Origin of the sequence: Dyella choica (assembly GCF_003977665.1) — a bacterium.
GTDB lineage: Bacteria > Pseudomonadota > Gammaproteobacteria > Xanthomonadales > Rhodanobacteraceae > Dyella_B > Dyella_B choica.
Genome location: NZ_RYYV01000004.1, coordinates 135,098 through 161,492 on the forward strand (window position 1 = coordinate 135,098; position 26,395 = coordinate 161,492).

The window sequence follows — 26,395 nt, forward strand, 5'->3', positions numbered from 1 at the left end:
ACGACCCAAAACGGAAGCACCGGGGAATGAACATGCCCGCCACGCCGTTACTTGAACGTCATGATCACTTGAAGACGCCCTCAACGCAGCGGGATGTATGCGTGCAAAGGAACCTGAAAAATCCGGCCATAAGGCTTGCTTCCGGTAGCGTCATCCGCTTCGAAGTAAAGGGTCTTCAGATCGGGGCTAAGCCGGGCTTCGATCCCCTCCAGATGAGGATCGAGCGCTTGCGGCTCGGTCCACTTGCCATTTCGCCTGAAGGCGACGAACAGCAATGACTGATCCTTCTCAGCCGGCACCCGATTGGCTGAGAAGACGAGAAACGATTCGTCGGGAGCGACGGCCACATCGTAGCCTGGATGGCTCCCGTCGCTGATCGACAGCGCGACGGGTGTCTCGAAGCCATTCCTCTTGGCCTGCGCGCGATAGACGTGACTCTTCCTCGTCAGCGGGTCCGGCTGGTTGAAGTAGATGCTGCCGTCGCCGGCGACGGCGGGCGAATAGATCGCCGAATTGCTGTTGATGCTGTCGGGAAGTCGCACGGGTTCGCCCCAGCCGTCGCCCTTGCGGTCGACCCGCCAGATATTGCCGCCCGCGCCAGGTTGCGATCGCCCGCCAAAAAAACCGGTCAGTGGCGCATCACCCGCCTTCACCGGTCGGTTGGAAACGAAGACCAGGTAAGAGCCGTCAGGCGCCATGGCCGGTTCGATGTCACGCCATTGACCCGAGAATGGCGCTACCTGAGGTTGGGACCAACGACCGTTGTGCAGTGTGGCCATCATGATCGTGATGGCGCCGTCCCTATGCGTAAAAAACACAGTCTTGCCGTCAGGCGAGAAGGCGGGCGCCGAATCATTGCCGCCCGGCCATGCCGCCTCGGGCTGGAAAAGACTTGGCGCTGCAGCGGGATTAGCGGCTGCTTCCGCTTTACTGAGCACTGCTGGCATCGCCACCAGGAAAAAGCCGAACGCCAGGGAGATCCTTGTAATGGAAAGCCTGCGTAGCAAGTGCGGGGCGAATAAGCGATTTGACATGCCTGTCTTGCCTTGGATCAGCGTTGAGAAGGCCGGCCGGCAATCAGGCCTGGCGTTGGAAGCTGAACTTCGCAGGGAGCGCCTGCAGCGGCAAGTACGAAGTGACCAAGAACATCCAGCGTGGGGTGAGCGGTATCCTGCGCACTGCAAGCGGCGTCGCGGGACGATTTTTTTGCTCGTCATTCCGGCGTAGGCCGGAATGACGTTTCGCGCTGAACCAACATCAATATAAATCCCGATCTTCGCGGGAATCCTTGGAAAAACCGGGGATACCTCCGCTAGGGACTTGACGTTGCACATGGTGAGCCGCCCTGCTGCATTGCGTGGAATTCGATGGACAGGCCGAGCTCGTCCTGTGTGGGGGCGAGAAAGGATTCGCCGGACAAGCCGCGATAGGTCTCCAGTTTGCGCTCGTAACCACGCTCGACCCAGCGCTGCGCACGTTCGAGGTCGGCCACCGCGAAGCTCACACCCAGAATGCGCGGACCGCCGCTCGCCATGGTCTGCCCTGCCAAACCCACACCATCGGGTTGAAGCACCAACAGCGCTGTCGGACCGACCGGCACGCAGTAGCCCTTCGCGCCGAGCGCGGGCAGTTTCGCTGGCACCGCATGGCCGAAGCCCATCTTCTCCAGCTGCCGGCGATCGGCATCGGCATCGGCCGACACCAGCCAGATCGACGAGAGCTTGCGCGCTCCGTTGGGATGTTCGCGCGTTACACGGTAATCGTCGGCATTGCTGGGGTCGTACTGATCGGGGGCGTAATCGGCCTTGTAATCGATGAAGAAAGTGTTGCTCGACAACGGCGCATGGTCGAACGCGAACAGGCGCCAGCCTGGCTTCGCGCTATCGGGGCCGGAGAAGAAAGGGGTGACTGCGTAGTGCAGCGCCTCAAGCGAGCGATGGATCGCATCGAGCGACGAGGTGCGAAAACCAAAGCTGCGCGAGCCCGGACCACCTTTCAGCACCTGCTGATCTTCCTGCATGCCCGGATCGAACTTCGGATCGGGCCGGGTGATGCCGAGCAGTTCGATGAAGCTGCTGTCCGAGAAGCGGATATAGCGGTTGGCCACGCCTGCGGGATCGTGCCCGGGCCGGACTTGGAAGCCCAGCTTGACCGCCATGACCGATGTGACCGGGTCGATCCCGTGCCCCCAAAGCAGGATGTGGTCAAGCCGCGTGGTGGCGGCTACCGGCGCAGGGGGCAATGCCGCGGCTAGTGCGCCACTCAGAGACAGAAACCAAGCTGCAACGAACAGGACCAGACGCATGCGAAATCCTTGCTGGGAAGGAGGTTTATCTTGAGCGAGCAGTGGATGGCATGGCGCTCGGGGGTGTTGCGAGGCGCTCATTTTTGGGTGGTTCGATCGGCACCCACAAGGACAATTTCCGAGCAAAAACGGCCAGCGCGAAAGGGGGGGCTCCGCGCATGATGCTTTGCGCTGCGCCCCCCCCCTCTTACAACGACAAATTGCCAGGCCAGTCAAGCTAACGCAGCCTCTGCTGCGTCTTCAACCGCGGATTCCAAACTCTTGAAGAGCGATTTGAGCAAATCTTTCCATATACCGCCCGATTTGCTGCTTAGCTCCTTAAAGACGTCACTGGAAACGTTACCGGCATCGATCTGGGTCATCAGCATTTGCGGGAATAACCCAAAACTTAAGTTTGCCGCCACCTGATAATCGTAGTTTCCTTTCTTGTTACTGGAATTGTAATTTCCTAGGAAAGTGCAGTCGATGGTTGGCACGGAGTTTAGGCCTGGCTCCCAGTTTGGATTGGATTTGTCATAAAATCCAGCAGCCATGATGAAATAGACTCCACTGTTATTGGCATCACTACCGTAAAGCCCGATTTTTATCTGCCAGCCTGTTTCGTTGCCACTTTGGTCCAACCCGGCCAAAATCAGCGCTGGATAAGGCCAGTTCACAAACAGGCTCTGCTTGGCAGAGGCATTGTTACCAATACTAGTTGGGTCCTCATAGCCGGGTGCGTAGGAAATGGGCCATATCTCAGAGGGATAATCAGGTGCCTGCCAGCATTGTCCGTTCGCCATCAATGTCGGCCCATTAAAGAAACCGGGGCTTTGCGTATCATAAACATACACATTGACATTGGCGTTATACCCGATGGGGTATTCACAGCTCAGAACGACATCTTCATCCTTGCCGTTAGGGCTGGGATATGCACTGATACGATTTTCATTGTAGGTGGCCAGATTGTTTTGCCAAAAACCCTGCGTCATGAGGACAAGGGCGAAATTGGTCCCACAGCGATTGCCCAGTAACGACCAGCTTCCATCTGCTCCAATTGCCTGGGAGTGGGTAGCGGCGTTCCCTGTCCAGTCCATCATGAACCAGTCGGTTCCCGTGTAAACCCAAAGACCCAAGACATAGTTATCCGGGTTCGCGATCCCGGAAATGCTGCCTGATATCGGAATGCTGTACTGCGGATCAGCGTAGGAGTCGTAATAAGGCAACCCACTGGTTTGGATGCAGGGGTTCTGCTTCGAGCAGGGAAAACCCAGAAAAATCGACTGGCACCAGAAAATCGGATAAATCTGTGGCGTGCTCATGACGGGACTCCATTGTGAGTTATGCGTCGGCGTCTGGAACGGCTGAAGGCAAACGGACAGACCTTTGCTGACGGCCCTGTGATGCATGGGTGCCTGCGCACGGGTCAAAGCAATTTGCCAATCGAATGGGAGCTTAGTAGCCCCTGAGATGGGGATTCTTCTGAAATCCTTCCCCTGTCCAAGCAGTTGATTTGACTTCAATCTGCCATCACACGCCCGCGCTGCGGCGCAGCGATTGGGGCGACATACCAAAGGCCCGGATGAAGGCGCGGCGCATCCGGCTCGAATCGCCGAAGCCCGTCGCTGCGGCAATATGGTCCAGATGGACATGACTGGTCTCGACCGCGATGCGCGCGGCCTCCAGCCGCAGGCCTTCCACGACCTTCGCCGGCGTTGCACCGATCTCCGCCATGAAGGCGCGGGAAAAATTCCGGGGACTCATGGCGGCGCGTTCGGCCAGTCGCTCCACGGTCATCGGCTCGGCAAGACGCGCACGCATCCAGCCGATCAGGTCGCCGAAGCGCCCGGTCTTGCCGCCCTGCTCCACCAGGACGGAGTATTGCGACTGTCCACCGTGCCGTCGCTGGTGCACGACAAGCTGCTGTGCCGTGCGTCGCGCGATACCGGGACCAAGATCGTCTTCGACGAGCGCCAGCGCAAGGTCGATCCCAGCGGAAATGCCGGCCGAGGTCCACACGTTGCCATCCCTGACGAACATCCGGTCGGCATCCAGTCGCACCTGCGGATAAAGCTGCCGGAAGCGCTCCGCCGCGGCCCAATGGGTGGTGGCGCGCCGACCGTCGAGCAGCCCGGCCTGGGCGAGGAAGAATGCTCCTGAGCAGACACCCGCCGCACGCCGCCACGCATCGTCACCGAGCCAGGCCACGATGTCGATCTGGCCCGCCTCGACCTGCGCCATATTGCCGCCCGATACGATCACCGTGTCGAAACATCGCTGTTCAATCGGCTCCGCCGCCAGGCACACACCCGACGAACTGCGCACTATGCCGCCGCCCGGGGCCAGCACCTTGATCGCGTAGCTGTCAGGCCGGAATCGTTCCGCCATTTCGAACACGGCAACCGGGCCGGCGGCGTCCAGCAGTTGAAATCCCGGAAAAATGACGATGGCGATCTCACGTCGCATGGGGGGCCGCGTGATTGGATCCAGGCCCGGGAAAGTGACGTAACGGCCAGGCAGGCGTCAAGCTGGCCGATGGCAATCAGCATTCATGACACGGGCTATGCGCTTGGATCAAACGCATAGCCCGCATCGGCGATTCAGCGTCCGGATGGCCGGCGTGTTGGGGTTTAGCGCCGGGGCCGCCCTTCATCGCACAGCTTGGCGCGGTCGCCGCGCACGAAATCCCCGATCCAGTTCGTTTCCCAGGTGCGATTGTCGTACGAGAACGCCTGCTCCCAGCGAGCATGGTCGTGATCGCGCAAGGTCCAGAGGAAGCGCACCTTGACCGGGCGGCCTTGCGCGTCATGATCCTCGTTATAGAACTCCCCCTGCTTGCCGTGGAATCCACCCAGCATGGCCGGCAGTTCCAACAAGCCATCCCGACTGCTGATCCAGTAAACGGACCACTGCTGCTTGGCTGGATCAAAGCTGCGAAGGGTCAGGCCCGCAGTGCCTTTGCTGGGCATGTACATTTCATCCACGGTAGCCATGCCACCAAGGTAAGGCGTTTCGCACAGCGTAGCGGAAAACGTGTCCCACTCTTTGCTGCCGACACCCGTGGCCTTGAGGCGGTGCTGCGTGGTAAGCCAGCCGCTGCCCATGAAATAGTCGAAATCGTGCGTGGTCCCGGTGACCGTGGTCGAGTAACCCGGAGGCAGCTCGCCAGGGGCCGCTTGCGGCGAATCGGTCGCTGCTGCGGCGGCGACCGCCGCAACGGCGAACGACAGTGCCAGTAGAAAGGTATACGGTTTGCAACTAAACAGCGTCATTGTGGACCTCCAGTGTCGGCGATGAGAGGATGCAGCCAGACCATTCTGGCCAGCCCCATGAGCCCTCCACCACTCAAGAATCGGCGTCGAGGCCAAACTGCACTTGGGGTCGAGGACTACCGGCTGCCGTCGCTTACGGCGATCCGCGCATTCGAGGCCGCGGCACGGCTGGGCAGCTTCGCCAAGGCGGCCACTGAACTGGACACTACGTCCGCATCGGTCAGTTACCACGTGCGTCGCCTGGAACAGCAGATCGGCGTACAGCTGTTTTCACGCCATGCACAGAAGGTCGAATTGACCGTGCCCGGCCAGTTGGTGGCGACCGAGGCCACCCAGGCCTTCGCCGCCTTGCGCGCCAGCTTCATCAAGGCCTTCGATACCGACGAATCGCACCTGAGCTTGACCACCCTGCCGACCTTCGGTACGACCTGGCTCACGCCAAGGTTGGGAAAGTTTCGCGCAAGGCATCCGCAGATCACGATTGAGCTCGATGTCTCCGTGTCCGCACACGACCTTACCGAAGGCCGCTTCGATGCGGCCATTCGCAACGGTCACGGCCGCTGGCCGGGGATGCGTGCGGTACCGCTGTTTCCGAGCATCTTCATGCCGCTTTGCGCACCCGCGCTGAAGGATGCGGCGCAAAACATCGCCAATCCGCATGCGCGGCTGGATGTTCCGCTGCTTGGGCGGCCGGATTGGTGGGCCGCGTGGTACCGCGCGCAGGGCTGCCGCGACGACACGCTTCCGGGCGAGTTCGGCACTAGCCTTCCCACCGAATACCTGGATATTGCCGCAGCGGTGGCGGGGCACGGTATCGCGATCGGCTCGCCGATTCTGTTCCGCGCCGAAATCGATGCAGGAAGGCTGGTGCCTGCGCACGATTTCGTCGCCACCGACGGCCGCGCGTTCTGGATGGTCTTTCCCAGTGCAAAGGAGCGCCGCCCGAAGATCGCCCGCTTTCGCGAATGGCTGTGCGGCGAAGTCGAAGACGATCTGCGCGCCGCCCGCGATTACCTTCGCAGAGCCAAGCCTGGCGGCTTGCACCAGGAAGCCACCTAGTGAGATCAGAGGCTCCCTAGGCTTAAAACGCGAATCATTCACTCAAAAAGCTGTATAGACGGCTATAAAACCATCAGGAGGAAGCATGCAGTCAGCGTTTTACAGCCATCGGCGCCCATGGCTTTTTATCGCCTTGGCGCCAGGCGTGCTGGGCACTGTATTGATACTTGTTCCCTTCGCGTTTATGGGGCTAGTGCTCATCGCCCCCGGCCTGTGCGGCTTTCTCGGCCTGGTCGGCCTGACGATGGCATGGTTTGGCCTGATGTGGCCTCGCATAGTATCGCGGCGTGGCGGCCTCGTACTTGCCCTGCTTGCCTGCTCCTTGCCGGCCCCCTTGTCGGGCCTGTCCCTGCTTCGCGCAAATACGGCTTATCAGCAACACGCCATCGACTGGATGCGGGGCGCCGGCTATGCATCCGCGAACTTTCTGCTGCTGGCGCTGTTCTTGGGCGTAATGCTGCTGGTGCCCCGTCATCCGACACAGGACGCGTCTTGGAGATACAACTCTCTGGCCCGGATTGCTGGCATGGTTGTCGCCGTCGCGGCCCTGATAGTTCCCGCCGGCTACGTGCTCGCCTTCGCCGGCTACGGCAAATACATTCGAGTGCAGCAGGGGGAAGAGGCGCGCAGCCTGGCGTCCGTCGCGCTTCGCGCGGTTCGCCACTATCAAGATCTGCACCAGGGCGAGCTGCCTGTGGACAATCGCAGCGCGGGACTCCCGCCGCCGGAAGGCCTGCAAAGCCGGTACGTGCAATCAGTGCGTATAGCTCAGGGAAAGGTGACATTGACGTATCGCAACGACCCCGTGGTGGTGCTCTTTGGCGCCTCGACCTATGGGGTCGTGCTCAGCTTCACCCGGGCCGAAGAACCCGGCAACTACGTGCTTGAAGAAGCAGGCGGCTTTTGGTCGTGCAGAGCAACCGGCTATCAGCTAGAGGGCGATACTCCGCTCTTTCTCGACTCCCTTTGTGACACTCGTGATCTGCCAACTGGCTTGTGAAACCCTCGGTGCCCGCACTTTGCCCAAGCTCGCGATCAGTCCTATGATCAAGATCCTCAGAATCGCCGCCTTGGGTCTGCGCAGCGATACTTGGGAATACCAATGATCTCCTCAGCGATGAGGCGATACCTGCGTCTCGATCCTCTTGCACGGGAGCAACCATGAAACGAGTCACTGGCATCGGTGGGATCTTCTTCAAATCCAAGGACCCGAAGGCCCTTGGCGCGTGGTACCGGACACATCTCGGAGTCGAAGTCCAGGATTGGGGCGGCGCTGCGTTTCAATGGAAAGGCCCTGACAACCCCGAGGGGATTGGCACCACGGTCTGGAGCCCGTTCGCTGCAGACACCAGCCACTTCGCTCCGAGTCCCGCGGCCTTCATGATCAATTACCGGGTCGAGGATCTGCATGCCTTGCTGACGACGCTACGCGCCGAAGGCGTGCAGGTTGATGAGAAAGTGGAAGAGTCCGAGTTCGGCAAGTTCGGCTGGGTCGTCGACCCCGATGGGAACAAGGTCGAACTCTGGCAGCCGCCCGTTGGTCAGTAAGCGGCAACGGGGCGACAGAGCAAGCACAGTCTGAGAACGCACGGCGAAGCACTCGCTTCGCCGTGTTTGCCATGATGAAACTCGATCTGACGGCTATTGAGTCGCGGCAACTGCGGCAATCCCGCATGCCGCGTCCCTGCCGCTCATCACCGAGCCCTCCAGAAAACGTCATCTTTCTTCAATCCGACGCAAATTTCTGCAATCCCCCGCAGGGTATCGCCGATACCTTGCGGCCATGGAGTCCACCACTCCTCCGGTCCAGCTTTCCCGTCATCTGCCGCGAGGCAGCACCAACGGTCGCGAGTTGGCTGTATGGCCGCATTTGTTCGGAGGGAGTAACCCCCAATGCAAAAGATTGACCAAGCCAAAGACTTGCGTGAAGGCGGTGCCGTGGCATGAGCAACGCAAGACTCAACCGCCTCTACATCCTGCAGGCTAATCCTGCTGCCATCCTCGTCCTCGATCCCGACAGCGGTGAAGCAAAAACCCTTCTCGCCCTCCCCCACGGCGCGCCGGATGGCGTGCAGGTGGATGGGCCGGGCAACACGATCTACTGGACCAGCATGGGCGCCTTCCCCGCAAGCGGGGAAGTCTTTGCCGATCCCGACGGCGCCATTGAGTGCTGCGACCTCGATGGGCGCAACCACCAGATACTGATCGATGGCGGCGCCACCGTTACACCTAAGCAAATGCAGCTGGATACCGCCAATGGCCTGATCTACTGGTGCGATCGTGAAGGCATGGCCGTCTTCCGCTGTCGTACCGATGGCAGCGAGTTGACCCTGCTGTTGCGTACCGGCCGATGGCCCGAGGATATGGGTGATGTCTTGCGCCATTGCGTCGGTATCGCGCTCGATGTGCCCAACGGCTATCTCTACTGGACCCAAAAGGGGCCTCCCGACGGAGGACTCGGCCGCATTTTTCGCATGCGGCTGGACATGCCGCCGGGCGCCACAGCCGAAACCCGCACCGACGTGGCCTTGCTGCTCGACAAACTGCCCGAGCCCATCGACCTGGAAATCGATCACGCGCGACAGCAACTGTATTGGACCGATCGCGGCGATCCCGCCGTGGGTGGCAATAGTTTGAACCGTGCCGATATCACGCCTGCGGGACTCACACAGCCGCAGGTGTTGGCAACGGGATTGAAGGAAGGCATCGGGCTGACGCTAGATCTGCAGCAACGGCGGGCGTTCGTCAGTGACCTCAGCGGAGCGATCCGTGCCGTGCCGATGAATGGCGGCACGTTTACGACGGTCTACCAATGTTCCGGCCTTACCACCGGACTGATTTTCCTGCCTGGCGCCAACTAGGTCTGCATTGCGCGCATCGCGCAGCGTAGGCTGGGATGACAATCCCAGCATCGGGATGCCACGTGCAAAGCTGGGATTATCATCCCAGCCTACGCGCTGGTGCGATCGCGAAGGTATGGCCATCTTTCGCTGTCGTACCGATGGCAGCGAGTTGACTGCGCTGCTACGCACCGGCCGATGGCCCGAGGATATGGGTGATGTCTTGCGCCATTGCGTCGGTATCGCACTCGATGTACCCAATGGCTATCTCTACTGGACCCAGAAGGGGCCTCCCGACGGAGGACTCGGCCGCATTTTTCGCATGCGGCTGGACATGCCGCCGGGCGCCACAGCCGAAACCCGCACCGACGTGGCCTTGCTGCTCGACAAACTGCCCGAGCCCATCGACCTGGAAATCGATCACGCGCGACAGCAACTGTATTGGACCGATCGCGGCGATCCCGCCGTGGGTGGCAATAGTTTGAACCGTGCCGATATCACGCCTGCGGGACTCACACAGCAGCAGGTGTTGGCAACGGGATTGAAGGAAGGCATCGGGCTGACGTTAGATCTGCAGCAACGGCGGGCGTTCGTCAGTGACCTCAGCGGAGCGATCCGCGCCGTGCCGATGGATGGCGGCACGTTTACGACGGTCCACCAATGCTCCGGCCTCACCACCGGCCTGATTTTCCTGCCTGGCAGCGGCTAGGGATCGGCATTGCGCGTCCAGTGCAATGTAGGCTGGGATGGCAATCCCAGCATCACGATGCCATGTGCAAAGCTGGGTTTGTCATCCCAGCCTACGCATTGACGTCGCTTGCTAAATGATCGGCCTCGCAGCCAGCTCTGGGTCTTCGCCACGCATCAGGATGCCGGCCAGCTTGCGCAGTGCCTGGGCAAGCCGGGCGTGCTCGGTGACGCCACCGAACGACAAGCGGATCGCGCGCACATCTTCGTCGCCAGGCGAAAATGCGCTGGAAGCGCTGACCGCCAGTCCTTCGGCGCGGGCAGCGCGGGCGAAGGTTTGTCCGGTCCAGGGTTCCGGCAAGGTGTACCAGACATGGATGCCGGCGGCCGGCCATGCCTGTTCGCGCAATGCCAGCAAACTTTCGGCCAGCTGCAATCGCGCCCGTGCTTCGGCTCTCACGCCTTGCAGCAATTGCATGGCGGTGCCGTCGTGCATCCATTGCGTGCTCAATGCCATCGTCAGTGGCGATGGCATCAAGGCCGTGGCGTTCATCGCGGCGAGAAAACGCAGCTGGGCGCTTTCATCGGGTGACGCTACATAAGCCATGCGCAAGCCGGGCGAAAGGCTTTTGGACAGCGTCGACAGGTAATGCACGCACTCGGGCGCCCAATGCGCAATCGGCGGTGGCGCATGGTCGGCCAGGCGCCAATACGGATCGTCTTCGATCAGTGGCACGCCGCATTCGCGAACGGCCAGGGCCAGATCGCGGCGCCGCTGCTCGGGCATGGTTTGCGCGGTGGGATTGCGCAAGGTGGGATTCAGATACACCGCCCGTACACCCTGCTCCCGGCACGCGCGCATCAATGCGTCGGGCCGCATGCCGTCTTCATCGCATTCCACGCTAACGATGCGGCGGCCGAGTTGCCGCGCGGCGCCAAGAATGCCGGGATACACCAAGGGCTCGACCGCGATGCCGTCGTTGGCCTGCGTTAGCGCAACGATCAAGCCCGCCAATGCCGCCTGTGCGCCAGGACAAACGGCAATGCGTGAGGGATCGACCTGGCCAAGCATCGGTGCGAGCCATAACGCGCCGGCGGCGCGGTCCGCCTTGCCGCCGCCGCTTGCGTGATAGGCCATCAGCAAATTGGCGTCGACGCGGGTAAGCACCTGCTCGATCCCGCGCTTGATCAGGTCACCCAGGTCCAGGCCCGCCGGAGGCGGCGGCATGTTCATGCCTAAGTCGACCAGCGGCGCCAATTCCACCTTGGGCGCGGCGATGAAGGTGCCATAGGCCCCACGCGCATGGACAAGCTGGCGCGCCTTCGCCTCCGAATACGCGCGGGTAACGGTGGTGAGATCCAGCTTGAGCAAGTCGGCCAGTTGCCGCTGCGGCGGCAAACGGTCGCCGGGAACCAGCCGTCCATCCGCGATGGCGCGCTCGATGAATCCCACGATGCGCAAATAGCGCGGCCCCTGCCCGGCTGCAGCCGCCCGCCATCGTTTAAGCGGGGCGTCCTTTTGTATGGATTTTGTCCGCGTCAACTTGCCACCCATGTATGGATTTTGTTGCTGATTAGTATGCGCGCAAAGCTCCCATCCCTCCATAAGCCGCTGGACTTATGCGCCATTACCCTCCGAACTTTGCACGGATCAGCCGATACCGATCCTATTCGTCCCTGTCCCCGCTGCGCTGGGCCACCGTGGGCGTCACCACCTTGCTGGCCGGCTGCCACCTGGCGCTGTTTGCCCCGGGCGGCGACATCGGCGTACAGGAGCGCCACCTGATCATCGTGTCGCTGGCACTGATGCTGTCCGTGGTGATCCCGGTCATCGCGTTGACGTTCTTGTTCTGCTGGCGCTACCGAGCCACCAACAAGCGAGCCACCTATGCCCCGACCTGGGCGCATTCCACCACCATCGAATGGGTGGTGTGGGGCATTCCCTGCGTGATCGTGCTGTTCCTCGCGGTGCTGATCTGGGGTACGACACACTCGCTCGATCCTTATCGCCCCTTGGCTTCGAAGACTCCACCCGTACGAGTGCAGGTGGTCGCGCTGAACTGGAAATGGTTGTTCATCTATCCCGACTACCGCATTGCCACGGTCAACCAGCTGGTAGTGCCCGCGAAGACGCCGATCGATTTTGAATTGACGGCCGATTCGATCATGAACTCGTTCTTCATCCCGCGCCTGGGCAGCCAGGTCTACGCGATGGCAGGCATGCAGACGCAGTTGCATCTGATTGCCGACCAGGCGGGCACGTATCGCGGCATGTCCTCGGCCTTCAGCGGACCCGGCTTCTCGGACATGCACTTCGAGGTCAAGGCGACCTCGGAGGCGGATTTCCGCGCCTGGGTGGCCAGCGCCCGCAACGGCTCGAACAAGCTCACGCACGACGGCTATCTCGCGCTCGCCAAGCCCAGCGTAAACAGCAGCCCCATGTTTTATGCGAGCGTCGAAGACGGCCTGTTCGAGCAGGTGGTGAATCAATACATGCCCGGCATGAAAGGCATGCCCGGCATGCACAACGCCATGACCCAGGCCAAGGAGTAACCGTCATGCTTGGAAGACTAGGCCTCGATGCCATCCCTTATAACGAGCCCATCATCATGGGCACGCTGCTGGTGGTAGCCGTGCTCGGCGCTGCCCTGCTCGGCGTCGTCACCTATTACCGCAAGTGGGCTTACCTCTGGCGCGAGTGGCTGACGTCCGTCGATCACAAGCGCATCGGAGCGATGTACATCATTCTCGCGCTGGTCATGCTGTTGCGCGGCTTTGCCGACGCGATCATGATGCGCGCGCAACAAGCCATTGCCGACAGCGGCCATGCTGGCTACCTGCCGCCGCACCACTACGACCAGATCTTCACCGCGCACGGGGTGATCATGATCTTCTTCGTGGCCACGCCGCTGATCCTTGGCTTGATGAACGTGGTCGTGCCCCTGCAGATCGGCGCACGTGACGTCGCCTTTCCCTTCCTCAACCAGCTCAGCTTCTGGCTTTCGGTGGCCGGTGCAGTGCTGGTGATGATGTCGATGTTCGTGGGCGATTTCGCCGCCACCGGCTGGGTGGCCTATCCACCGCTGTCCGAGCTTGGCTACAGCCCCACCGTAGGGGTCGACTACTACATATGGTCATTACAGGTATCCGGCCTGGGCACGCTGCTCACCGGCATCAACCTGCTGGTGACCATCCTGCGCATGCGCGCGCCGGGCATGAACCTGATGAAGATGCCGGTGTTCACGTGGACCGCACTGATCACCAACATCCTGATCATTGCCGTGTTTCCCGTGCTCACCGCCACGTTGGCCCTGCTCAGCGCCGACCGCTACCTCGGCATGCATTTCTTCACCAACGAGGGTGGCGGCAACGCCATGATGTACATCAACCTGATCTGGGTATGGGGCCATCCGGAGGTCTACATCCTGATCCTGCCCTGCTTCGGCGCGTTCTCGGAAATCATCGCCACCTTCTCCGGCAAGCCGCTGTTCGGCTACAAATCGATGGTGTACGCCACCTCGGCCATCGGCGTGCTGTCGTTCTTCGTGTGGCTGCATCACTTCTTCACCATGGGCTCCGGCGCGAACGTCAATGCCTTCTTCGGCATCATGACCTCGATCATTTCGATCCCCACCGGGGTAAAGCTGTTCAACTGGCTGTTCACCATGTTCCGCGGTCGCGTGCGCTATCACTCGGCTACGCTATGGACGATCGGCTTCATGGGCTGCTTCGCGATCGGCGGAATGACCGGCGTGCTGCTGGCCGTACCCGGCGCCGACTTCGTGCTGCACAACAGCCTGTTCCTGGTGGCGCACTTCCACAACGTCATCATCGGCGGCGTGGTGTTCGGCAGCCTGGCTGGCATCAGCTTCTGGTTCCCGAAGGTGTTCGGTTTCACGCTGGACGAGCGCTGGGGCAAGATCGCGTGCTGGTGTTGGCAGATCGGCTTCTACCTGGCCTTCATGCCCCTGTACGTGCTCGGCTTCGACGGCATGACACGGCGCATGAACCACTACGACAACCCCGATTGGCATCCGTGGCTGGTGGTGGCGCTATGCGGTGCCGTGGTGATCGGCCTGGGCATTCTTGCCATGGGCGTCCAGCTCATCGTCAGCATTCGCCATCGCGGCGAAAACCGCGACCTCAGCGGCGATCCGTGGGACGCACGCAGCCTGGAATGGTCCACCTCCTCGCCGGCGCCGTTCTACAACTTCGCGGTCATCCCGACGATCACTTCGCTGGAACAGCATTGGGAGAACAAGCTCACCGGCCGTGCCTACCTCAAGCCGGAGCACTACGAGCCCATTCACATGCCGCGCAATACCGGCGACGGTGTCCTGATCGCCACCTGGTCGTTCGTGCTTTGCTTTGCGCTGGTCTGGCACATCTGGCCGCTGGCCATGCTGATGCTGGCCGCCGTCATCGTGCACTTCATCGCACGGACGTATAACCGCAACACGGATTACTACGTGCCGGCCAGCGAAGTGGCGCGCATCGAGAACGAACGCTACGCGCGTCTCGTTCGCGTGACGCAAGTGCAGCGTCCCTCTTCCAGCCGCCCGAAGGCAGCCTGATCATGAGCAACCCCTCTCTCTCCGCCACGCACGATTCAGCACATCACGACGCTTCATCCCAGACCACGGCAGGGTTCTGGGTCTACCTGATGAGCGACTGCCTGATTTTTGCCGTGTTGTTCGCCACGTTTGGCGTCCTGGTAGGCAATACAGCCGATGGCCCGGCGGGCCGCGACATCTTCAGCCTGCCCTATGTGGCTGGCGAAACGGCGCTGTTGCTGCTGAGCAGTTTTACCTTCGGTGCCGGCATGCTGAGCGCTCGCGCGGGCCGTCGCGGGCCACTGCTGGCATGGCTGGTCACCACAGCGCTGCTCGGCGCCGCGTTCGTCGGCATGGAACTGCATGAATTCGCCGCGCTCGTTCACGACGGTGCCGGCCCGGGCGTCAGCGCTTTCCTGTCGGCGTATTTCACCCTGGTCGGCACGCACGGCCTGCATGTCACGCTCGGCATATTGTGGCTCGGCGTCATGCTGCACCAGGCGTGGCACTACGGCCTGGATGAGGTGGTGCTGCGCCGGCTCGCCTGCCTCAGCATGTTCTGGCACTTCCTCGACCTGATCTGGATCTGCGTCTTCACCTTCGTCTACCTGCGGGCGTTTCTATGAACAGTTCTTCTACTCATTCTGTTGCAGGTCAGCCCCAAGCCGACGGGCATGGCGACATGAAATCCTATTTTGTCGGCTTTGCGCTTTCGCTGGCGCTGACCGCGGCTTCCTTCGCCACCATCATGTCCGATATCGTGCCCCACTCGTGGCGGCTCGGCTCAATGGTCGCCCTGTGCGTGATCCAGTTGCTGGTGCAATTGGCGTATTTCCTCCATCTGGGCACCGGCAAGAGCCAGGCGCAGAATACGGCCATTTTCGCCTGCACCGGCTTGCTGATCGTGATCGTGGTGGCGGGTTCCTTGTGGGTGATGCACAACGCCAACATCAACATGATGCCGACTCAGGCCATCAGCCAGAATGAGTGATGCGCTGCGGGCATCCCTGCCCGCATTGAACCGGGACTCAACCGAAGGTGAAGGCGTAAGCTTGCACGCCGGCATCGAGGAAGAGGATTTCGAAGCTGCGCTCGCCGCTACCGCCGGCTTGCCGCACAAGCTGGTAGAGGCGCTGCGCACTGACCGTACCGTTGCCATCTGCATCGACATCCACACCATGATCGGCGCCGGGCGCCTTGCCATCGATCAGTACACGAAAACGCACCGGCTTGCCGTCACGGCCCAGGCCCATCACCAAGTGCAAGTCGCGGCCACGGAAGCGATAGACGATGCGGCCAGGGGCGCTGTCGAGCCGTGCATTTTCATCGCTTACCGTCCAGCTTCCGTCGAGCGCCCACTGGTTGGCCTTCAGCGACTGAGGTGTGTGGTACGCGAAGCTCTTGTCTTGCGCTGCCGGGCCACCGGCAAAGTTTTCGGTGCGCGCATAGCCCAGGTAGGTTTCCGGTGAGAGACCGGCGCCGCCGGAGCCGGTGGCCTGCGCACCTTGCGCGTTCGGCTGCACATAGCCGGCGGGCAGGTTCTTCTGGCCAGCTTCAGCGAGCAGCTCGCGGATGACATCCTCGCTCTGCTCATAGCCGCCTTCGCCAAAATGATGATGGCGGATGCGCCCCTGCGCGTCGACGAAGTAATGCGCAGGCCAATACTCGTTGTCGAAGCCTTTCCAGATGATATAGCTGTTGTCGAGCGCGACCGGATAGTCGACGCCCAGGTTCTTCACGGCGTTGCTAACGTTGCGCGGGTCCTTTTCGAAGGCGAACTCGGGCGCGTGTACGCCGATCACCACCAGGCCGTGATCCTTGTATTTGTCGGCCCAGCCGCGCACGTAAGGCAGCGCGCGGATGCAGTTGATGCAGGAATAGGTCCAGAAATCGACGAGGACCACCTTGCCGCGCAACGACTGTGTTGTGAGCACCGGGCCGTTGAGCCATTGGGTGGCGCCTTCGAGCGAAGGCATCTCTCCTTCCACCGGCAAGGGTTCGCCGGCTTTGACGACGGATTGCACCGCAGGCGCAGCTCGTACGGCAGCGACCAGCATCTGTTCTATGCCGCCGGTGCTGGCGAGTGACACGCGAGTCAGCCATCCGGTGTCCAAGCCCAATGCAATGGCGGCAACGCCGGCCAGCACCAGTGCACCCAGGACGCGACGCACCCATTCACCGGCGCCAAGTGAACGCTTCATCAGGGCGAACACGCGCCCGCCGACGACAAGCGCCAATGCAAGCGATGTAGCGGCGCCGGTTGCATAGACGAGTAGCAATAAAGTGGTCTGGACACTGGCGCCATTGAGCGCCGCCCCGGTGAGCAGGAGGCCCAGGACGGGACCTGCGCACGGCGCCCATAGCAGTCCGGTGGCCACGCCCAGGCCCGCCGCCGAGAGCACCGAATCGTTCTCGCTGCCGTCACGCTGGGAAAGCTGGTTGCCGAGCGCCACGAAGGGCCGGCCAATCCACTCGGCCACGTGACTGGAAAGCAAAGTAAGGCCAAGTACTGCAAGCACAGCCAAGGCAATGATGCGGCCATATTGGTTGGCGTGAACAGCCCAGCCTCCGCCTACTGCGGCCAGCGTGGCGACCACGGCAAAGGTGAGCGCCATGCCCGCCAGCATGGGCAGTCCATTGCGCACAAACGGACGGTCTGCCCGTGCGAAGACGAACGGCAGCACCGGCAGGATGCACGGACTAAGGATGGTCAGAACGCCACCCAGATAAGCAAGGATCAATAAAAGCATACGGGCGATATCCGTGGTGGATGCATGGAGCGATGCAGGCTGCCGACTTGCGGCGAAGCCGGCTTCCAGCGGAAGCCGACATGCCTCCCTTGCGGCAGACCAGCTATCAGTCTGTCTGTTTTGCGGCGGCCTCGATCACTCGAGCGACCGCAGCCGGCTGGGAAATGAACGAAGCATGGCTTCCGGCGACTTCGGTGATTTTCGAACCCGCACGTTGGTACATCCAACGCTGCAGCTCGGGGCTCACGACACGATCCTCGGTAGTGAGGATGGCGTAGCTGGGCTTGGTTCGCCATGCCGCCACGCTGATCGGCGTGCCCATGGCTTTCTGGGCGAGCGGCTGTTGCGAATCGGCCAGGAACTGGGCTTCCGCTGCCGGAAGATCCGCCGCATAGGTCGCGCGGAATTTCGCCGCCGGTATGTAGAAATACTTGTCCGGGGTTGCGCGCATCGCGTCGTTGGGCGCAACGAACTTCGACAGCAGTTGGCCGCCGGCTTCGCCGACATCGGGCTGCAGCGCCGATACATAGACGAGCGCCTTGACCTTCGCGTCGACACCGGCCTGCGTGATGACCGAGCCGCCATAGCTATGGCCGACCAGGACGACCGAACCGTTCTGCTGGTCCAGAACGCGCCGGGTGGCGTCGACGTCGTCGGCAAGGCTGGTGAGCGGCTCCTGCACGATGGTCACGTGAAAACCATCCTTGGCAAGAATGTCGTGAACGGCACGCCAGCCCGAACCATCCACCAGGGCGCCATGCACGATGACGATGTCTTTCGCGGCCGGCTGCGGCGCGGCCTGCGCAGTCGCGCCGCCCAGCGCAAGCAGCAACGCCAACGCAGTCTTCTTTCGTAGTGTAAGCATTTCTTTTCTCCAAGAGGGTTTGCATACCCGGCATTTGCTCGGGCCATCTGCGGCCGGGCAAACGCTGGGCGTTTAGGGTTGTGTGTAAAGGGCGTCCAGCCCCCGCGCATTTGCACGCAGGCGAACTGGACGCAGAGACGTCAGGGCAGTTCGTTCTTCATTGCCAGCACATCGATCGGCTCCACCGACGGCGTCGTGGCCAGCAAGTCGCTGGCACGTGCCATCAGGGCATTGGCCATATCGCCGTTCAGATGCGCCTGGCGGCCAGCTTCGTTCGCAAAGGCGTCGAACACGCCAAATGTCGTAGGTGACAACTTGATCGCGAACCAGATCGGCGTTCCCGCCTCCCGGTTCGTCATTTCCAGGCCGGCGGCCAGAAAGTCCGCTACCGCCTGTTCCTTGCCCGGCTTGGCTTCGAGCCGGACCAACAATCCGCATTTGACCATCGTCTTCTCTCCCGTTTGGGTTTAGGTGGGCTGCGCAGTGGGAGGAACTTTACAAACGGGTCGCCCGGGCCAATACTGTCCCGATTGACATATTTGATATCGATCGCGCCATGAAAATTGCCATCCTTGCCCTGGAAGGGATGTTCGATACCGGGCTGACGACGGTGCTCGATGCGCTGGCGACGGCCAATACGCTCGCGCAGTGGACCGGCATACCCACGCCGGGTTTTGACTTCACGTTGATGGGTGTGCGCCCGCAAGTGCGCACTGCGCTCGGGCTGCAGGTGCCGGTATGCGAAGTGGCGGACACGCCGACTCCCGATTGGGTGATCGTGCCGGCGCTCGCCAACATCGTGCCGGAGCGGCTGTTACCCACGCTTGCGCGCAGCGACGTGGTGGATGCGCTTGGCGTATTGCGTCGTTGGCATGACGCCGGCGCCCGCCTTGCGGCAGCTTGTACCGGCACGTTCATCCTGGCCGAAAGCGGCCTGCTCGACGGCTGCGAAGCCACCACCACCTGGTGGCTCTCACCGGTGTTCCACCAACGCTATCCGGATGTGCGCCTGGATGCGCATCGCCTGGTCGTTCCCAGCGGCGTCATGGTGACGGCAGGCGCAGCGCTCAGTCACCTGGACCTTGCCCTGTGGCTGATCCGCAACAACAGCCCCGAACTGGCCGCCCTCGTCGCCAAATACCTGGTTTTCGACTCGCGCCTGTCCCAGTCGGGCTATGTGATTTCCGATCACCTCGCCCACTCCGATCCCTTGATCGAGCGTTTCGACCGTTGGGTGCGTGAACGGCTTGATTCGTCGCTCGCGCTCGATTCGATCGCCGAAGCGCTAGGAACGAGCAAGCGCACTTTGTCGCGGCGTCTCGCCGACGTATTGGGCAAAACGCCCTTGGAATACATCCAGGATCTACGCATCGAGCGCGCGGTTCATTTGCTGAAAACCAGCAAGCACAGCGTCGATCAGATCGCCGAACAGGTCGGGTATGCGGACGGCGTAACCCTGCGCACCCTGCTGCGCCGGCGGCTTGGCAAGGGTATCCGCGAGTTGCGTCCCAGGGACTGAGCATTTGCGTCCTGGCGCGGCCCACCCGTACGGCTTCATTGAGACCCGCAAAGCAGCGACCTTCAATGCGGCGTAGGCTGGGATGGAATCCCAGCACTCATTGCACCTTTTGTGCTGGGATTGTCATCCCAGCCTACGCTTGACGAGAATCAATACCCTGCTGCTGCGTGCCTCATCAATGCCGTCGTAGGCGGACAATGTTGTGGCGAGTCCAGTTATTCCTTCACTCGTCCTTCCGAATCCCTTTGTCGAGATCTGCTCGCAAGCCTGTCCACGTCGCCGCCATTACGTCGCCGAGCACACGGATGACGGCGAGAGCTTCACCCTTCGATAGATTGTGCCGGCTAGTCGAGGAGACCGTTCTGCCCCATGGGAACTTGCCGTCGGCATTCCAGTGGACGTCATTGGGTAGTTCGCCGCTACCGGTCTTCGGAATGGGAATTTCCGGATTGTTGACGTTAGGCGGCGTCCAGCTTGCCTCTGTGATGCTGCCGCTAGTGCTGATGCCAACTCCGCCAGGAGCGGGCGGCGCGGTCTTGGTGGAACCAGGAATTGGTTTGCCATCCTTGTCGGTCCACCACCAGCGGGTTATCCCGGTAACCCGATCGTGGCGTCCGGACTGGCAATCGAAGTCGAAACCTATGTCATGTGCGCCATCCGGCGACTCGCCACCCTCGCCAGGGATGGCGGCACCTTTGTCGTCGATGCATCGGCTTGGCGGGTGCGCGCATGAGGTATCCCTGGTCTCACGCCTTCTGCAGCGTATAGGACGAGCACCAGCCCTTCGCATTCACGGCCTTGCCCGGGAATAGCTGGCAGATGCCGTAACCCGCGTCGGGACCACGATAGAACTGGCAGTTGGCACATAGACTCCCGACCCGGTACAGCGCGTTCTTGGATGCGGTGGCGTCTTCGATGTAATTCATCGCCTTTGCGGTGGGGTCCGCATCGGTAAGGTGCGGCAGTTCTCCGGCACGCACGAACAGGGGTATGCCACCCATGCAGACGCCACCCGCGGTGATGGCCAACAGCTGCAGGAAGCGGCGGCGGGATTCGATGCTTCGGTTGGGCAGTGACATGGCCGTTCCCCACGTGATTGACTGGATGGTGCCAATCTAGCCATCGCCCGCATCGTTCGTTTGACGTAGATCAAACGAAGCCCGCGCAAGACGCGCAAGCTTTCCCCAGCTCCTTGCGGAGCGTAGACGCCCATCACGTAGGGGAAAAAACATGGCCGGCAAAACCACGTGCGTGCGCACCCTGAGCCGATACCTCTCCTGCAGCACTCTGGCTTTTGCCCTGGGCTTGCTGGTGCTGCTGCTCGCCCCTTCCACCAGCCATGCCGTACCGTCTTTTGCGCGCCAGACGCACCAGCCCTGCACCGCCTGCCACATCGGCGGCTTCGGACCGCAGCTCACCCCTTTCGGCCGGCAGTTCAAATTGATGGGCTACACGCTTAGCGTAGGTAACGACACCAAGGTACCGCTGTCGCTCATGCTGGTCGAAACGTATACGCATACCGCCAAAGCGCAGACCTCGCCGCCGGCCAACAACTTCAGCACCAACGACAACGTCGAGCTGCAACAGGCGTCCATCTTCGTGGTCGGCCGCCTTGCCGATAACCTTGGCATCCTCGCGCAAGGTACTTATTCGCAGAACGGCGGTTTGCTTGGCTGGGACAACAGCGACCTGCGCTATGCCCGGTCCATCACGGTCGCGGGCCATCCGGCGATCTGGGGCCTGTCGCTCAACAACAATCCCAGCCTGACGGATGTGTTCAATACCGCGCCGGCCTGGCAGTACCCCTACATGTCATCCAATCTCGCCTTTGGATCGCCGGCCACTCCCATTCTGATTGGCGCTCTCGCGCAGCAAGTCATCGGCTTGAATGCCTATACGCAATGGAACAATGCGCTGTATCTGGAAACCGGCATCTACCGTTCGCTTTCGCCCGCGTTCCTGCGCGACGTCAATGCCCATTTCACCGGACGATTGGAGGGCGTCTCGCCTTATGCACGCATGGCGTATACGTGGAATCTTCCCAACGGCAACGTCGAGCTGGGCGGATTTGTTTTCGAGACGGCGCGGGGGCAGGTCGGCGCCAATGCGCAAGGCAAACCCGCTGCCATGGCCGGCCCCACCGACAAGTTCCATGATTATGGCGTGGATGCCAGCTACCAGCTCTTGAACGGCAGTCACCACATCGTCACTGTCAACGCCCTGTACCTGACCGAGCAGCAAAGGCTGGATGCCACGTATTTGTCAGGCGGCTCATCGAACCTTCACAACAACCTGCATGCCCTCAACGCCAACGCCAGCTATTGGTACAAGAACACCTGGGGCGTGACGCTGGGCGCGTTCGCCAACGACGGCAGCAAGGACCTGATCCTGTACGGCAACAACGGCAGCCCCAACACCAACGGCGGCATCATGGAGTTGAACTGGAATCCTTTCGGCCAGGCCGATTCCTGGGCTCAGCCGTATGCAAACGTGCGTCTGGGCTTGCAGTACACCTGGTACACGCGCTTCAGTGGCCTCGTCTACAACGTGGATGGCGCAGGACGGCGTGCGTCGGACAACAACACGCTCTATTTCTACGTGTGGCTGGCGTTCTGATCCGCTGGACAGTGGCGGGAGCAAGTCCAGTCGATTACGCCTGATCCGGTCCGCGCATGGCGGCATGGTATTTCTTGCGAATGTCCGCCAGGTCGACCCGCGGCGGCGGCGTCTTCAAATCCATCTCGCTCATCGTCTCGGCGACGATTTGCGAGATGGCCAGGTCGCGAAACCACTTGTGGTTGGCAGGGATCACGAACCACGGCGCAAGCCTGGTGCTGGTGCGCTCGATCGCTTCCTCGTAGGCCTGCATGTATTCGCCCCATAGCGCGCGCTCAGCGTAGTCGCTCTCGCTGATCTTCCACTGCCGCGCCGGATCTTCGAGTCTGCGCTTGAAGCGCTCAAGCTGCTCTTCGGGGCTGATATGCAAATAGAACTTCAGGATACGCGTGCCGTTTTGTGCCAGCATCTTCTCGAAGTCGTTGATCAGTTCGTAGCGCCTGGACCACACCTCGCGCGGCACCAGCTCGTGGACGCGCACCACCAGCACGTCTTCGTAGTGGGAGCGGTTAAAGATGACCACTTCGCCACGGCCGGGCGCGCGCTGGTGGATTCGCCAAAGAAAGTCATGCGCGAGATCTTCCGCGCTGGGTTGCTTGAAGCCAAAGACCCGCGTCCCCTGCGGATCCATTCCGGTGAAGATGTGCCGGATGACGCCATCCTTGCCTGCCGCATCCAACCCCTGCAGCACGATGAGCAGCGATTGGCTCGCATCGGCGTGCAGCAGATATTGCCATTGGCCGATCTGCGCCAACGATTCGGCAATCACCAGGGCGGCCTTTTCGTGCGACTTGTGCTTACCCTTGTAGGCAGGATCGATATCGCCAAGCTGCGGTTTCGCGCCCGGCTTCACCAAGAATTCCTCGCGGTAACCCATATCCACGCTCCCGGCGGTCATCGGCATGGGAATGGTTAATGTATCGGAGCTGTCCCCGGAAATCTAAGGAGGTCTGAAAAAATCAGAGCTTCCCTAATCCGTGGACCGTGACTACGGGTGTTTCGGCTCAGTACCCGCCGAGCACCAGATGGTTTTCCAGAAGCGGTCGCCCTCGTCCCGCACATGGATCTGCGCCGCCCTGCCGGCACTGACGCGATAGTCCGCCATGCGGCGGGCGTGGGCGATGGCGGAGGCCTGGTCTTCATGCACGGCAAGGCAATGGGAAGCCGGCCCGGCGCAGATCAGCCATGACCCGCGTTCGATGGCCGCGTAGTGCAGCAACACGATGTAGAAATCGATCACGTCATCGGCCGGGGACACAGCGTGAAACCTTCGCAACCATGACAATACTGTGTCATGCCTGGGCCCAGAGGGGCGTTGATCCAAATCAAGTCCGCCCTTCCAGGAAACCGCATTGCCATGCATGCGTGCGAAACACTTGACGCCGCGATTGTCATCCAGCCCACCGTGCCTTGATGTATGTCAAACGACGTTTCCGCGCACGGCGTAAACCTGTCCCAGAGTCAGCCGCGGAAATTTCCCATGCAAAACCCCTTGTCGCCACACCAATTGCAGCGGATGGATGCGTATTGGCGCGCGTCCAATTACCTCTCGGTCGGCCAGATCTATCTGCGCGACAACCCCTTGCTGGAAAAACCACTGGAACGCGCGCATATCAAGCCGCGCCTGCTCGGGCACTGGGGCACCACGCCGGGCCTGAACCTGCTGTATGTGCATCTGAACCGGCTGATCAAGCAGCATGATCTCAACATGCTGTTCATGACCGGCCCCGGCCATGGCGGTCCTGCGCTGCTCGCACAAACGTATCTGGAAGGCTCCTACACCGAACGCTATCCAGCGGTCGAACGCAACCGTCATGGGATGGCGCGCCTGTTCCGCCAATTCTCCTGGCCATACGGCGTACCCAGCCATGTGGCGCCGGAAACACCCGGCTCAATTCACGAGGGAGGCGAACTCGGCTACTCGCTGGCGCATGCGTTCGGCGCGGCATTCGACAACCCGGACCTGATCGTGGCTTGCGTGGTCGGCGATGGTGAAGCGGAAACCGGCGCGCTGGCAGCGAGCTGGCATTCCAACAAGTTCCTCAACCCGGCGCATGATGGCGCGGTGCTGCCGATCCTGCATCTGAACGGTTTCAAGATCGCCAACCCTACTCTTCTTTCGCGCATCACCCGTGAAGAGTTGATCGACCTGTTCCATGGCTACGGCTATGAGCCATGGTTCGTCGAAGGCAACGATCCGTTGGTTGTTCATCAAGATCTGGCTGGTGCATTCGACCGCATCCTGGCCAGCATCCGGGCCATTCAGGAGGCCGCACGCTCCGGCCAGAGCGATGCGCGTCCGCGCTGGCCGATGCTGGTTTTGCGCACCCCCAAGGGCTGGACCGGACCTGATTTCGTCGACGGGGTGCAAGTGGAAGGCACATGGCGTGCGCACCAGGTACCGCTGGCGCAGTTCGATAAGCCTGCCCACTTGGCGCAGTTGGAAGCCTGGATGAGGAGCTACAAGCCCGAAGAGCTGTTCGATGACGATGGTCGCTTGCGCGAGGAATACGCTGCACTGGCACCGACCGGGCACCGCCGCATGGGTTCGAACCCGCACGCAAACGGTGGCGAACTGCTCAAGCCGCTCGTCATGCCGCATTTTCGCGAGCATGCCGTCGACGTGCCGCAACCGGGCGCCGTCGAGGCGGAAGCCACGCGTGTGCTGGGCACATTCCTGCGCGAAGTGATGCGGCTCAACCTCTCGCAGCGCAATTTCCGCCTGTTCGGCCCGGACGAGACGGCGTCCAACCGGCTGGATGCGGTGTATGAGGTGTCCGGCAAGGCCTGGCAAGCCGGCTTCGAAGCCCATGACAATCATTTGAGTGCCGACGGCCGGGTCATGGAGGTACTCAGCGAACATCTGTGCGAAGGCTGGCTGGAGGGCTATCTGCTCAGTGGCCGCCACGGGGTTTTTTCATGCTACGAGGCCTTCATCCACATCGTCGACTCGATGTTCAACCAGCATGCCAAGTGGCTGAAAGTGAGTCGCCACATTCCCTGGCGCGCGCCGGTCGCGTCGCTCAATTACCTGCTTACCTCGCATGTGTGGCGGCAGGATCACAACGGCTTCTCGCACCAGGACCCGGGCTTCATCGATATCGTGGCGAACAAGAAGGCGGAGGTGGTCCGCATTTATTTGCCACCGGATGCCAATTGCCTGCTCTCGGTGGCGGATCACTGCCTGCGCAGCCGTGATTACGTCAATTTGATCGTGGCCGGCAAGCAGCCCGAGTGGCAGTGGCTGGATATCGATGCCGCGGTCATGCATTGCGCCGCCGGTGCCAGCATCTGGGAGTGGGCCAGCAACGACGACGGCGATCCGGACGTGGTGATGGTCTGCGCCGGTGATGTGCCCACGCTCGAATGCCTGGCTGCCGTGACACTGCTACGCGGCTATTTGCCCGATATCCGCATTCGGGTGGTGAACGTGGTGGACTTGATGGTGTTGCAGCCGCAGTCCGAGCATCCGCACGGCTTGTCCGATCGCGACTTCGACGCGCTGTTCACCTCGGGCAAACCGGTCGTCTTCGCCTTCCACGGCTACCCTTCCTTGATCCACAAACTTACCTACCGCCGCAGCTGCTCGGATCGCATCCATGTACGCGGCTACAAGGACGAAGGTACGACCACCACGCCGTTCGACATGGTGGTACTCAACAACCTGGACCGTTATCAACTGGCACTGGACGCCATCATGCGCATTCCGCGTTTCAACAAGTACGTCGGTCACGCGATCGAGCGTTACTGGTCGATCATGGAAAGGCACAAGCTGTACATCAGCGAACACGGCGAGGACATGCCGGAGGTACGGTCCTGGCGCTGGCCTGCGCATGGATTGGCGGGCAAACAGGCCGTCGAGGTGTAGGCAGGGATCATCGCCCTGCTCTACAGGCTATTTCAACACGTCTCGTCAATCCGGCCACGCCCACTGCCGTCCTGGGAAAATC

General features: G+C 61.4%; 25 protein-coding genes. 13 read left to right on the forward strand and 12 right to left on the reverse strand.

The window, feature by feature from the left end; genetic code table 11:
- Positions 1 to 80 precede the first annotated feature (80 nt).
- From EKH80_RS06750 to EKH80_RS06770, 5 genes are all read right to left on the reverse strand, one after another.
- On the reverse strand, positions 81 to 1,334 hold the full coding sequence (locus EKH80_RS06750; RefSeq protein ID WP_126683968.1) for a TolB family protein: 1,254 nt from the start codon (positions 1,332 to 1,334) through the stop codon (positions 81 to 83).
- Positions 1,313 to 2,305 (reverse strand): VOC family protein, encoded by a 993-nt coding sequence (locus tag EKH80_RS06755; protein ID WP_126683969.1) that lies wholly within the window; start codon positions 2,303 to 2,305, stop codon positions 1,313 to 1,315. The genes EKH80_RS06750 and EKH80_RS06755 overlap by 22 nt, the downstream gene beginning before the upstream one ends.
- A 212-nt stretch (positions 2,306 to 2,517) precedes the next feature.
- A complete protein-coding gene (locus EKH80_RS06760) occupies positions 2,518 to 3,606 on the reverse strand; it encodes a hypothetical protein (protein ID WP_126683970.1) in 1,089 nt (362 codons plus the stop codon).
- Between the two features lie 208 nt (positions 3,607 to 3,814).
- The gene (locus EKH80_RS06765) at positions 3,815 to 4,750 is read right to left on the reverse strand and encodes a GlxA family transcriptional regulator (RefSeq protein WP_126683971.1); all 936 of its coding nucleotides are present in this window, start codon (positions 4,748 to 4,750) and stop codon (positions 3,815 to 3,817) included.
- A 164-nt stretch (positions 4,751 to 4,914) separates the two neighbouring features.
- A complete protein-coding gene (locus tag EKH80_RS06770) occupies positions 4,915 to 5,556 on the reverse strand; it encodes a hypothetical protein (protein WP_230473468.1) in 642 nt (213 codons plus the stop codon).
- Positions 5,557 to 5,613: 57 nt separating this feature from the next.
- Here EKH80_RS06770 and EKH80_RS06775 point away from each other — a divergent pair, with 57 nt between their 5' ends.
- The 5 genes from EKH80_RS06775 (at position 5,614) to EKH80_RS06795 (ending at position 10,164) form a co-directional block, all read left to right on the forward strand.
- Positions 5,614 to 6,615: a LysR substrate-binding domain-containing protein gene (locus tag EKH80_RS06775; RefSeq protein WP_126683972.1), complete on the forward strand. Its 1,002-nt coding sequence runs from the start codon at positions 5,614 to 5,616 to the stop codon at positions 6,613 to 6,615.
- Between the two features lie 85 nt (positions 6,616 to 6,700).
- Positions 6,701 to 7,615, forward strand: coding sequence for a hypothetical protein (locus EKH80_RS06780; RefSeq protein WP_126683973.1), 915 nt, complete (start codon positions 6,701 to 6,703; stop codon positions 7,613 to 7,615).
- A 161-nt stretch (positions 7,616 to 7,776) separates the two neighbouring features.
- Positions 7,777 to 8,163: a VOC family protein gene (locus EKH80_RS06785; protein ID WP_126683974.1), complete on the forward strand. Its 387-nt coding sequence runs from the start codon at positions 7,777 to 7,779 to the stop codon at positions 8,161 to 8,163.
- Positions 8,164 to 8,558: 395 nt separating this feature from the next.
- Positions 8,559 to 9,476, forward strand: coding sequence for a hypothetical protein (locus EKH80_RS06790; RefSeq protein WP_126683975.1), 918 nt, complete (start codon positions 8,559 to 8,561; stop codon positions 9,474 to 9,476).
- A 115-nt stretch (positions 9,477 to 9,591) separates the two neighbouring features.
- On the forward strand, positions 9,592 to 10,164 hold the full coding sequence (locus EKH80_RS06795; protein WP_126683976.1) for a hypothetical protein: 573 nt from the start codon (positions 9,592 to 9,594) through the stop codon (positions 10,162 to 10,164).
- Between the two features lie 111 nt (positions 10,165 to 10,275).
- Here EKH80_RS06795 and EKH80_RS06800 read toward each other — a convergent pair whose 3' ends face one another.
- Positions 10,276 to 11,595: an aminotransferase-like domain-containing protein gene (locus tag EKH80_RS06800; RefSeq protein ID WP_230473490.1), complete on the reverse strand. Its 1,320-nt coding sequence runs from the start codon at positions 11,593 to 11,595 to the stop codon at positions 10,276 to 10,278.
- Between the two features lie 167 nt (positions 11,596 to 11,762).
- On the opposite strand from EKH80_RS06800, the gene cyoA reads away from it, so the two are divergent.
- From cyoA to cyoD, 4 genes are read left to right on the forward strand one after another with little or no spacing between them, the layout of a single operon-like run.
- Positions 11,763 to 12,695, forward strand: coding sequence for a ubiquinol oxidase subunit II (gene cyoA / locus EKH80_RS06805; RefSeq protein ID WP_126683978.1), 933 nt, complete (start codon positions 11,763 to 11,765; stop codon positions 12,693 to 12,695).
- Positions 12,696 to 12,700: 5 nt separating this feature from the next.
- Positions 12,701 to 14,716 carry a cytochrome o ubiquinol oxidase subunit I gene (gene cyoB, locus EKH80_RS06810; protein WP_126683979.1) on the forward strand — a complete coding sequence of 672 codons (2,016 nt, stop codon included), beginning with the start codon at positions 12,701 to 12,703 and terminating at the stop codon, positions 14,714 to 14,716.
- Positions 14,717 to 14,718: 2 nt separating this feature from the next.
- On the forward strand, positions 14,719 to 15,321 hold the full coding sequence (gene cyoC / locus EKH80_RS06815) for a cytochrome o ubiquinol oxidase subunit III (RefSeq protein WP_126683980.1): 603 nt from the start codon (positions 14,719 to 14,721) through the stop codon (positions 15,319 to 15,321).
- Between the two features lie 56 nt (positions 15,322 to 15,377).
- The gene (gene cyoD / locus EKH80_RS06820) at positions 15,378 to 15,686 is read left to right on the forward strand and encodes a cytochrome o ubiquinol oxidase subunit IV (RefSeq protein WP_230473469.1); all 309 of its coding nucleotides are present in this window, start codon (positions 15,378 to 15,380) and stop codon (positions 15,684 to 15,686) included.
- A gap of 37 nt (positions 15,687 to 15,723) precedes the next feature.
- Here the strand turns inward: cyoD and EKH80_RS06825 are convergent, their stop codons facing one another.
- The 3 genes from EKH80_RS06825 to EKH80_RS06835 all read right to left on the reverse strand — a co-directional run bounded on the left by EKH80_RS06825 (position 15,724) and on the right by EKH80_RS06835 (position 18,756).
- Positions 15,724 to 17,445 carry a cytochrome c biogenesis protein DipZ gene (locus EKH80_RS06825; RefSeq protein ID WP_126683982.1) on the reverse strand — a complete coding sequence of 574 codons (1,722 nt, stop codon included), beginning with the start codon at positions 17,443 to 17,445 and terminating at the stop codon, positions 15,724 to 15,726.
- Between the two features lie 106 nt (positions 17,446 to 17,551).
- Positions 17,552 to 18,310 (reverse strand): alpha/beta fold hydrolase, encoded by a 759-nt coding sequence (locus tag EKH80_RS06830; protein WP_126683983.1) that lies wholly within the window; start codon positions 18,308 to 18,310, stop codon positions 17,552 to 17,554.
- Between the two features lie 140 nt (positions 18,311 to 18,450).
- Positions 18,451 to 18,756, reverse strand: coding sequence for a putative quinol monooxygenase (locus EKH80_RS06835; RefSeq protein WP_126683984.1), 306 nt, complete (start codon positions 18,754 to 18,756; stop codon positions 18,451 to 18,453).
- 110 nt (positions 18,757 to 18,866) lie between these two features.
- Here EKH80_RS06835 and EKH80_RS06840 point away from each other — a divergent pair, with 110 nt between their 5' ends.
- Complete coding sequence (locus EKH80_RS06840; RefSeq protein ID WP_126683985.1) at positions 18,867 to 19,829, forward strand: GlxA family transcriptional regulator; 963 nt, start codon at positions 18,867 to 18,869, stop codon at positions 19,827 to 19,829.
- A 607-nt stretch (positions 19,830 to 20,436) separates the two neighbouring features.
- On the forward strand, positions 20,437 to 20,562 hold the full coding sequence (locus tag EKH80_RS24325) for a hypothetical protein (RefSeq protein ID WP_268991831.1): 126 nt from the start codon (positions 20,437 to 20,439) through the stop codon (positions 20,560 to 20,562).
- 13 nt (positions 20,563 to 20,575) lie between these two features.
- Here the strand turns inward: EKH80_RS24325 and EKH80_RS06845 are convergent, their stop codons facing one another.
- The gene (locus EKH80_RS06845; protein ID WP_126683986.1) at positions 20,576 to 20,908 is read right to left on the reverse strand and encodes a high-potential iron-sulfur protein; all 333 of its coding nucleotides are present in this window, start codon (positions 20,906 to 20,908) and stop codon (positions 20,576 to 20,578) included.
- A gap of 151 nt (positions 20,909 to 21,059) precedes the next feature.
- On the opposite strand from EKH80_RS06845, the gene EKH80_RS06850 reads away from it, so the two are divergent.
- Positions 21,060 to 22,445: a cytochrome C gene (locus tag EKH80_RS06850; protein ID WP_230473470.1), complete on the forward strand. Its 1,386-nt coding sequence runs from the start codon at positions 21,060 to 21,062 to the stop codon at positions 22,443 to 22,445.
- A gap of 34 nt (positions 22,446 to 22,479) precedes the next feature.
- Here EKH80_RS06850 and EKH80_RS06855 read toward each other — a convergent pair whose 3' ends face one another.
- A complete protein-coding gene (locus EKH80_RS06855) occupies positions 22,480 to 23,322 on the reverse strand; it encodes a polyphosphate kinase 2 family protein (protein WP_126683987.1) in 843 nt (280 codons plus the stop codon).
- A gap of 111 nt (positions 23,323 to 23,433) precedes the next feature.
- Positions 23,434 to 23,703, reverse strand: a complete 270-nt coding sequence (locus tag EKH80_RS06860) for a hypothetical protein (RefSeq protein WP_126683988.1) — start codon at positions 23,701 to 23,703, stop codon at positions 23,434 to 23,436.
- A 222-nt stretch (positions 23,704 to 23,925) separates the two neighbouring features.
- Here EKH80_RS06860 and EKH80_RS06865 point away from each other — a divergent pair, with 222 nt between their 5' ends.
- A complete protein-coding gene (locus EKH80_RS06865; protein ID WP_126683989.1) occupies positions 23,926 to 26,313 on the forward strand; it encodes a phosphoketolase family protein in 2,388 nt (795 codons plus the stop codon).
- The last annotated feature ends 82 nt before the right edge of the window (positions 26,314 to 26,395 follow it).

Coding starts and splice junctions, on each gene's coding strand:
- cyoC (WP_126683980.1), top strand. CDS start 14,719: ATGAGCAACCCCTCTCTCTCCGCCACGCACGATTCAGCACATCACGAC.
- EKH80_RS06750 (WP_126683968.1), bottom strand. CDS start 1,334: ATGTGCAACGTCAAGTCCCTAGCGGAGGTATCCCCGGTTTTTCCAAGG.
- EKH80_RS06765 (WP_126683971.1), bottom strand. CDS start 4,750: ATGCGACGTGAGATCGCCATCGTCATTTTTCCGGGATTTCAACTGCTG.
- EKH80_RS06855 (WP_126683987.1), bottom strand. CDS start 23,322: ATGGGTTACCGCGAGGAATTCTTGGTGAAGCCGGGCGCGAAACCGCAG.
- EKH80_RS06780 (WP_126683973.1), top strand. CDS start 6,701: ATGCAGTCAGCGTTTTACAGCCATCGGCGCCCATGGCTTTTTATCGCC.
- EKH80_RS06830 (WP_126683983.1), bottom strand. CDS start 18,310: ATGCTTACACTACGAAAGAAGACTGCGTTGGCGTTGCTGCTTGCGCTG.
- EKH80_RS06835 (WP_126683984.1), bottom strand. CDS start 18,756: ATGGTCAAATGCGGATTGTTGGTCCGGCTCGAAGCCAAGCCGGGCAAG.
- EKH80_RS06785 (WP_126683974.1), top strand. CDS start 7,777: ATGAAACGAGTCACTGGCATCGGTGGGATCTTCTTCAAATCCAAGGAC.
- cyoD (WP_230473469.1), top strand. CDS start 15,378: ATGAAATCCTATTTTGTCGGCTTTGCGCTTTCGCTGGCGCTGACCGCG.
- EKH80_RS06760 (WP_126683970.1), bottom strand. CDS start 3,606: ATGAGCACGCCACAGATTTATCCGATTTTCTGGTGCCAGTCGATTTTT.
- EKH80_RS06755 (WP_126683969.1), bottom strand. CDS start 2,305: ATGCGTCTGGTCCTGTTCGTTGCAGCTTGGTTTCTGTCTCTGAGTGGC.
- EKH80_RS06865 (WP_126683989.1), top strand. CDS start 23,926: ATGCAAAACCCCTTGTCGCCACACCAATTGCAGCGGATGGATGCGTAT.
- EKH80_RS06825 (WP_126683982.1), bottom strand. CDS start 17,445: ATGCTTTTATTGATCCTTGCTTATCTGGGTGGCGTTCTGACCATCCTT.
- EKH80_RS06775 (WP_126683972.1), top strand. CDS start 5,614: ATGAGCCCTCCACCACTCAAGAATCGGCGTCGAGGCCAAACTGCACTT.
- EKH80_RS06770 (WP_230473468.1), bottom strand. CDS start 5,556: ATGACGCTGTTTAGTTGCAAACCGTATACCTTTCTACTGGCACTGTCG.
- EKH80_RS06850 (WP_230473470.1), top strand. CDS start 21,060: ATGGCCGGCAAAACCACGTGCGTGCGCACCCTGAGCCGATACCTCTCC.
- EKH80_RS06795 (WP_126683976.1), top strand. CDS start 9,592: ATGGCCATCTTTCGCTGTCGTACCGATGGCAGCGAGTTGACTGCGCTG.
- EKH80_RS06790 (WP_126683975.1), top strand. CDS start 8,559: ATGAGCAACGCAAGACTCAACCGCCTCTACATCCTGCAGGCTAATCCT.
- cyoB (WP_126683979.1), top strand. CDS start 12,701: ATGCTTGGAAGACTAGGCCTCGATGCCATCCCTTATAACGAGCCCATC.
- EKH80_RS06840 (WP_126683985.1), top strand. CDS start 18,867: ATGAAAATTGCCATCCTTGCCCTGGAAGGGATGTTCGATACCGGGCTG.
- EKH80_RS06845 (WP_126683986.1), bottom strand. CDS start 20,908: ATGTCACTGCCCAACCGAAGCATCGAATCCCGCCGCCGCTTCCTGCAG.
- cyoA (WP_126683978.1), top strand. CDS start 11,763: ATGCGCCATTACCCTCCGAACTTTGCACGGATCAGCCGATACCGATCC.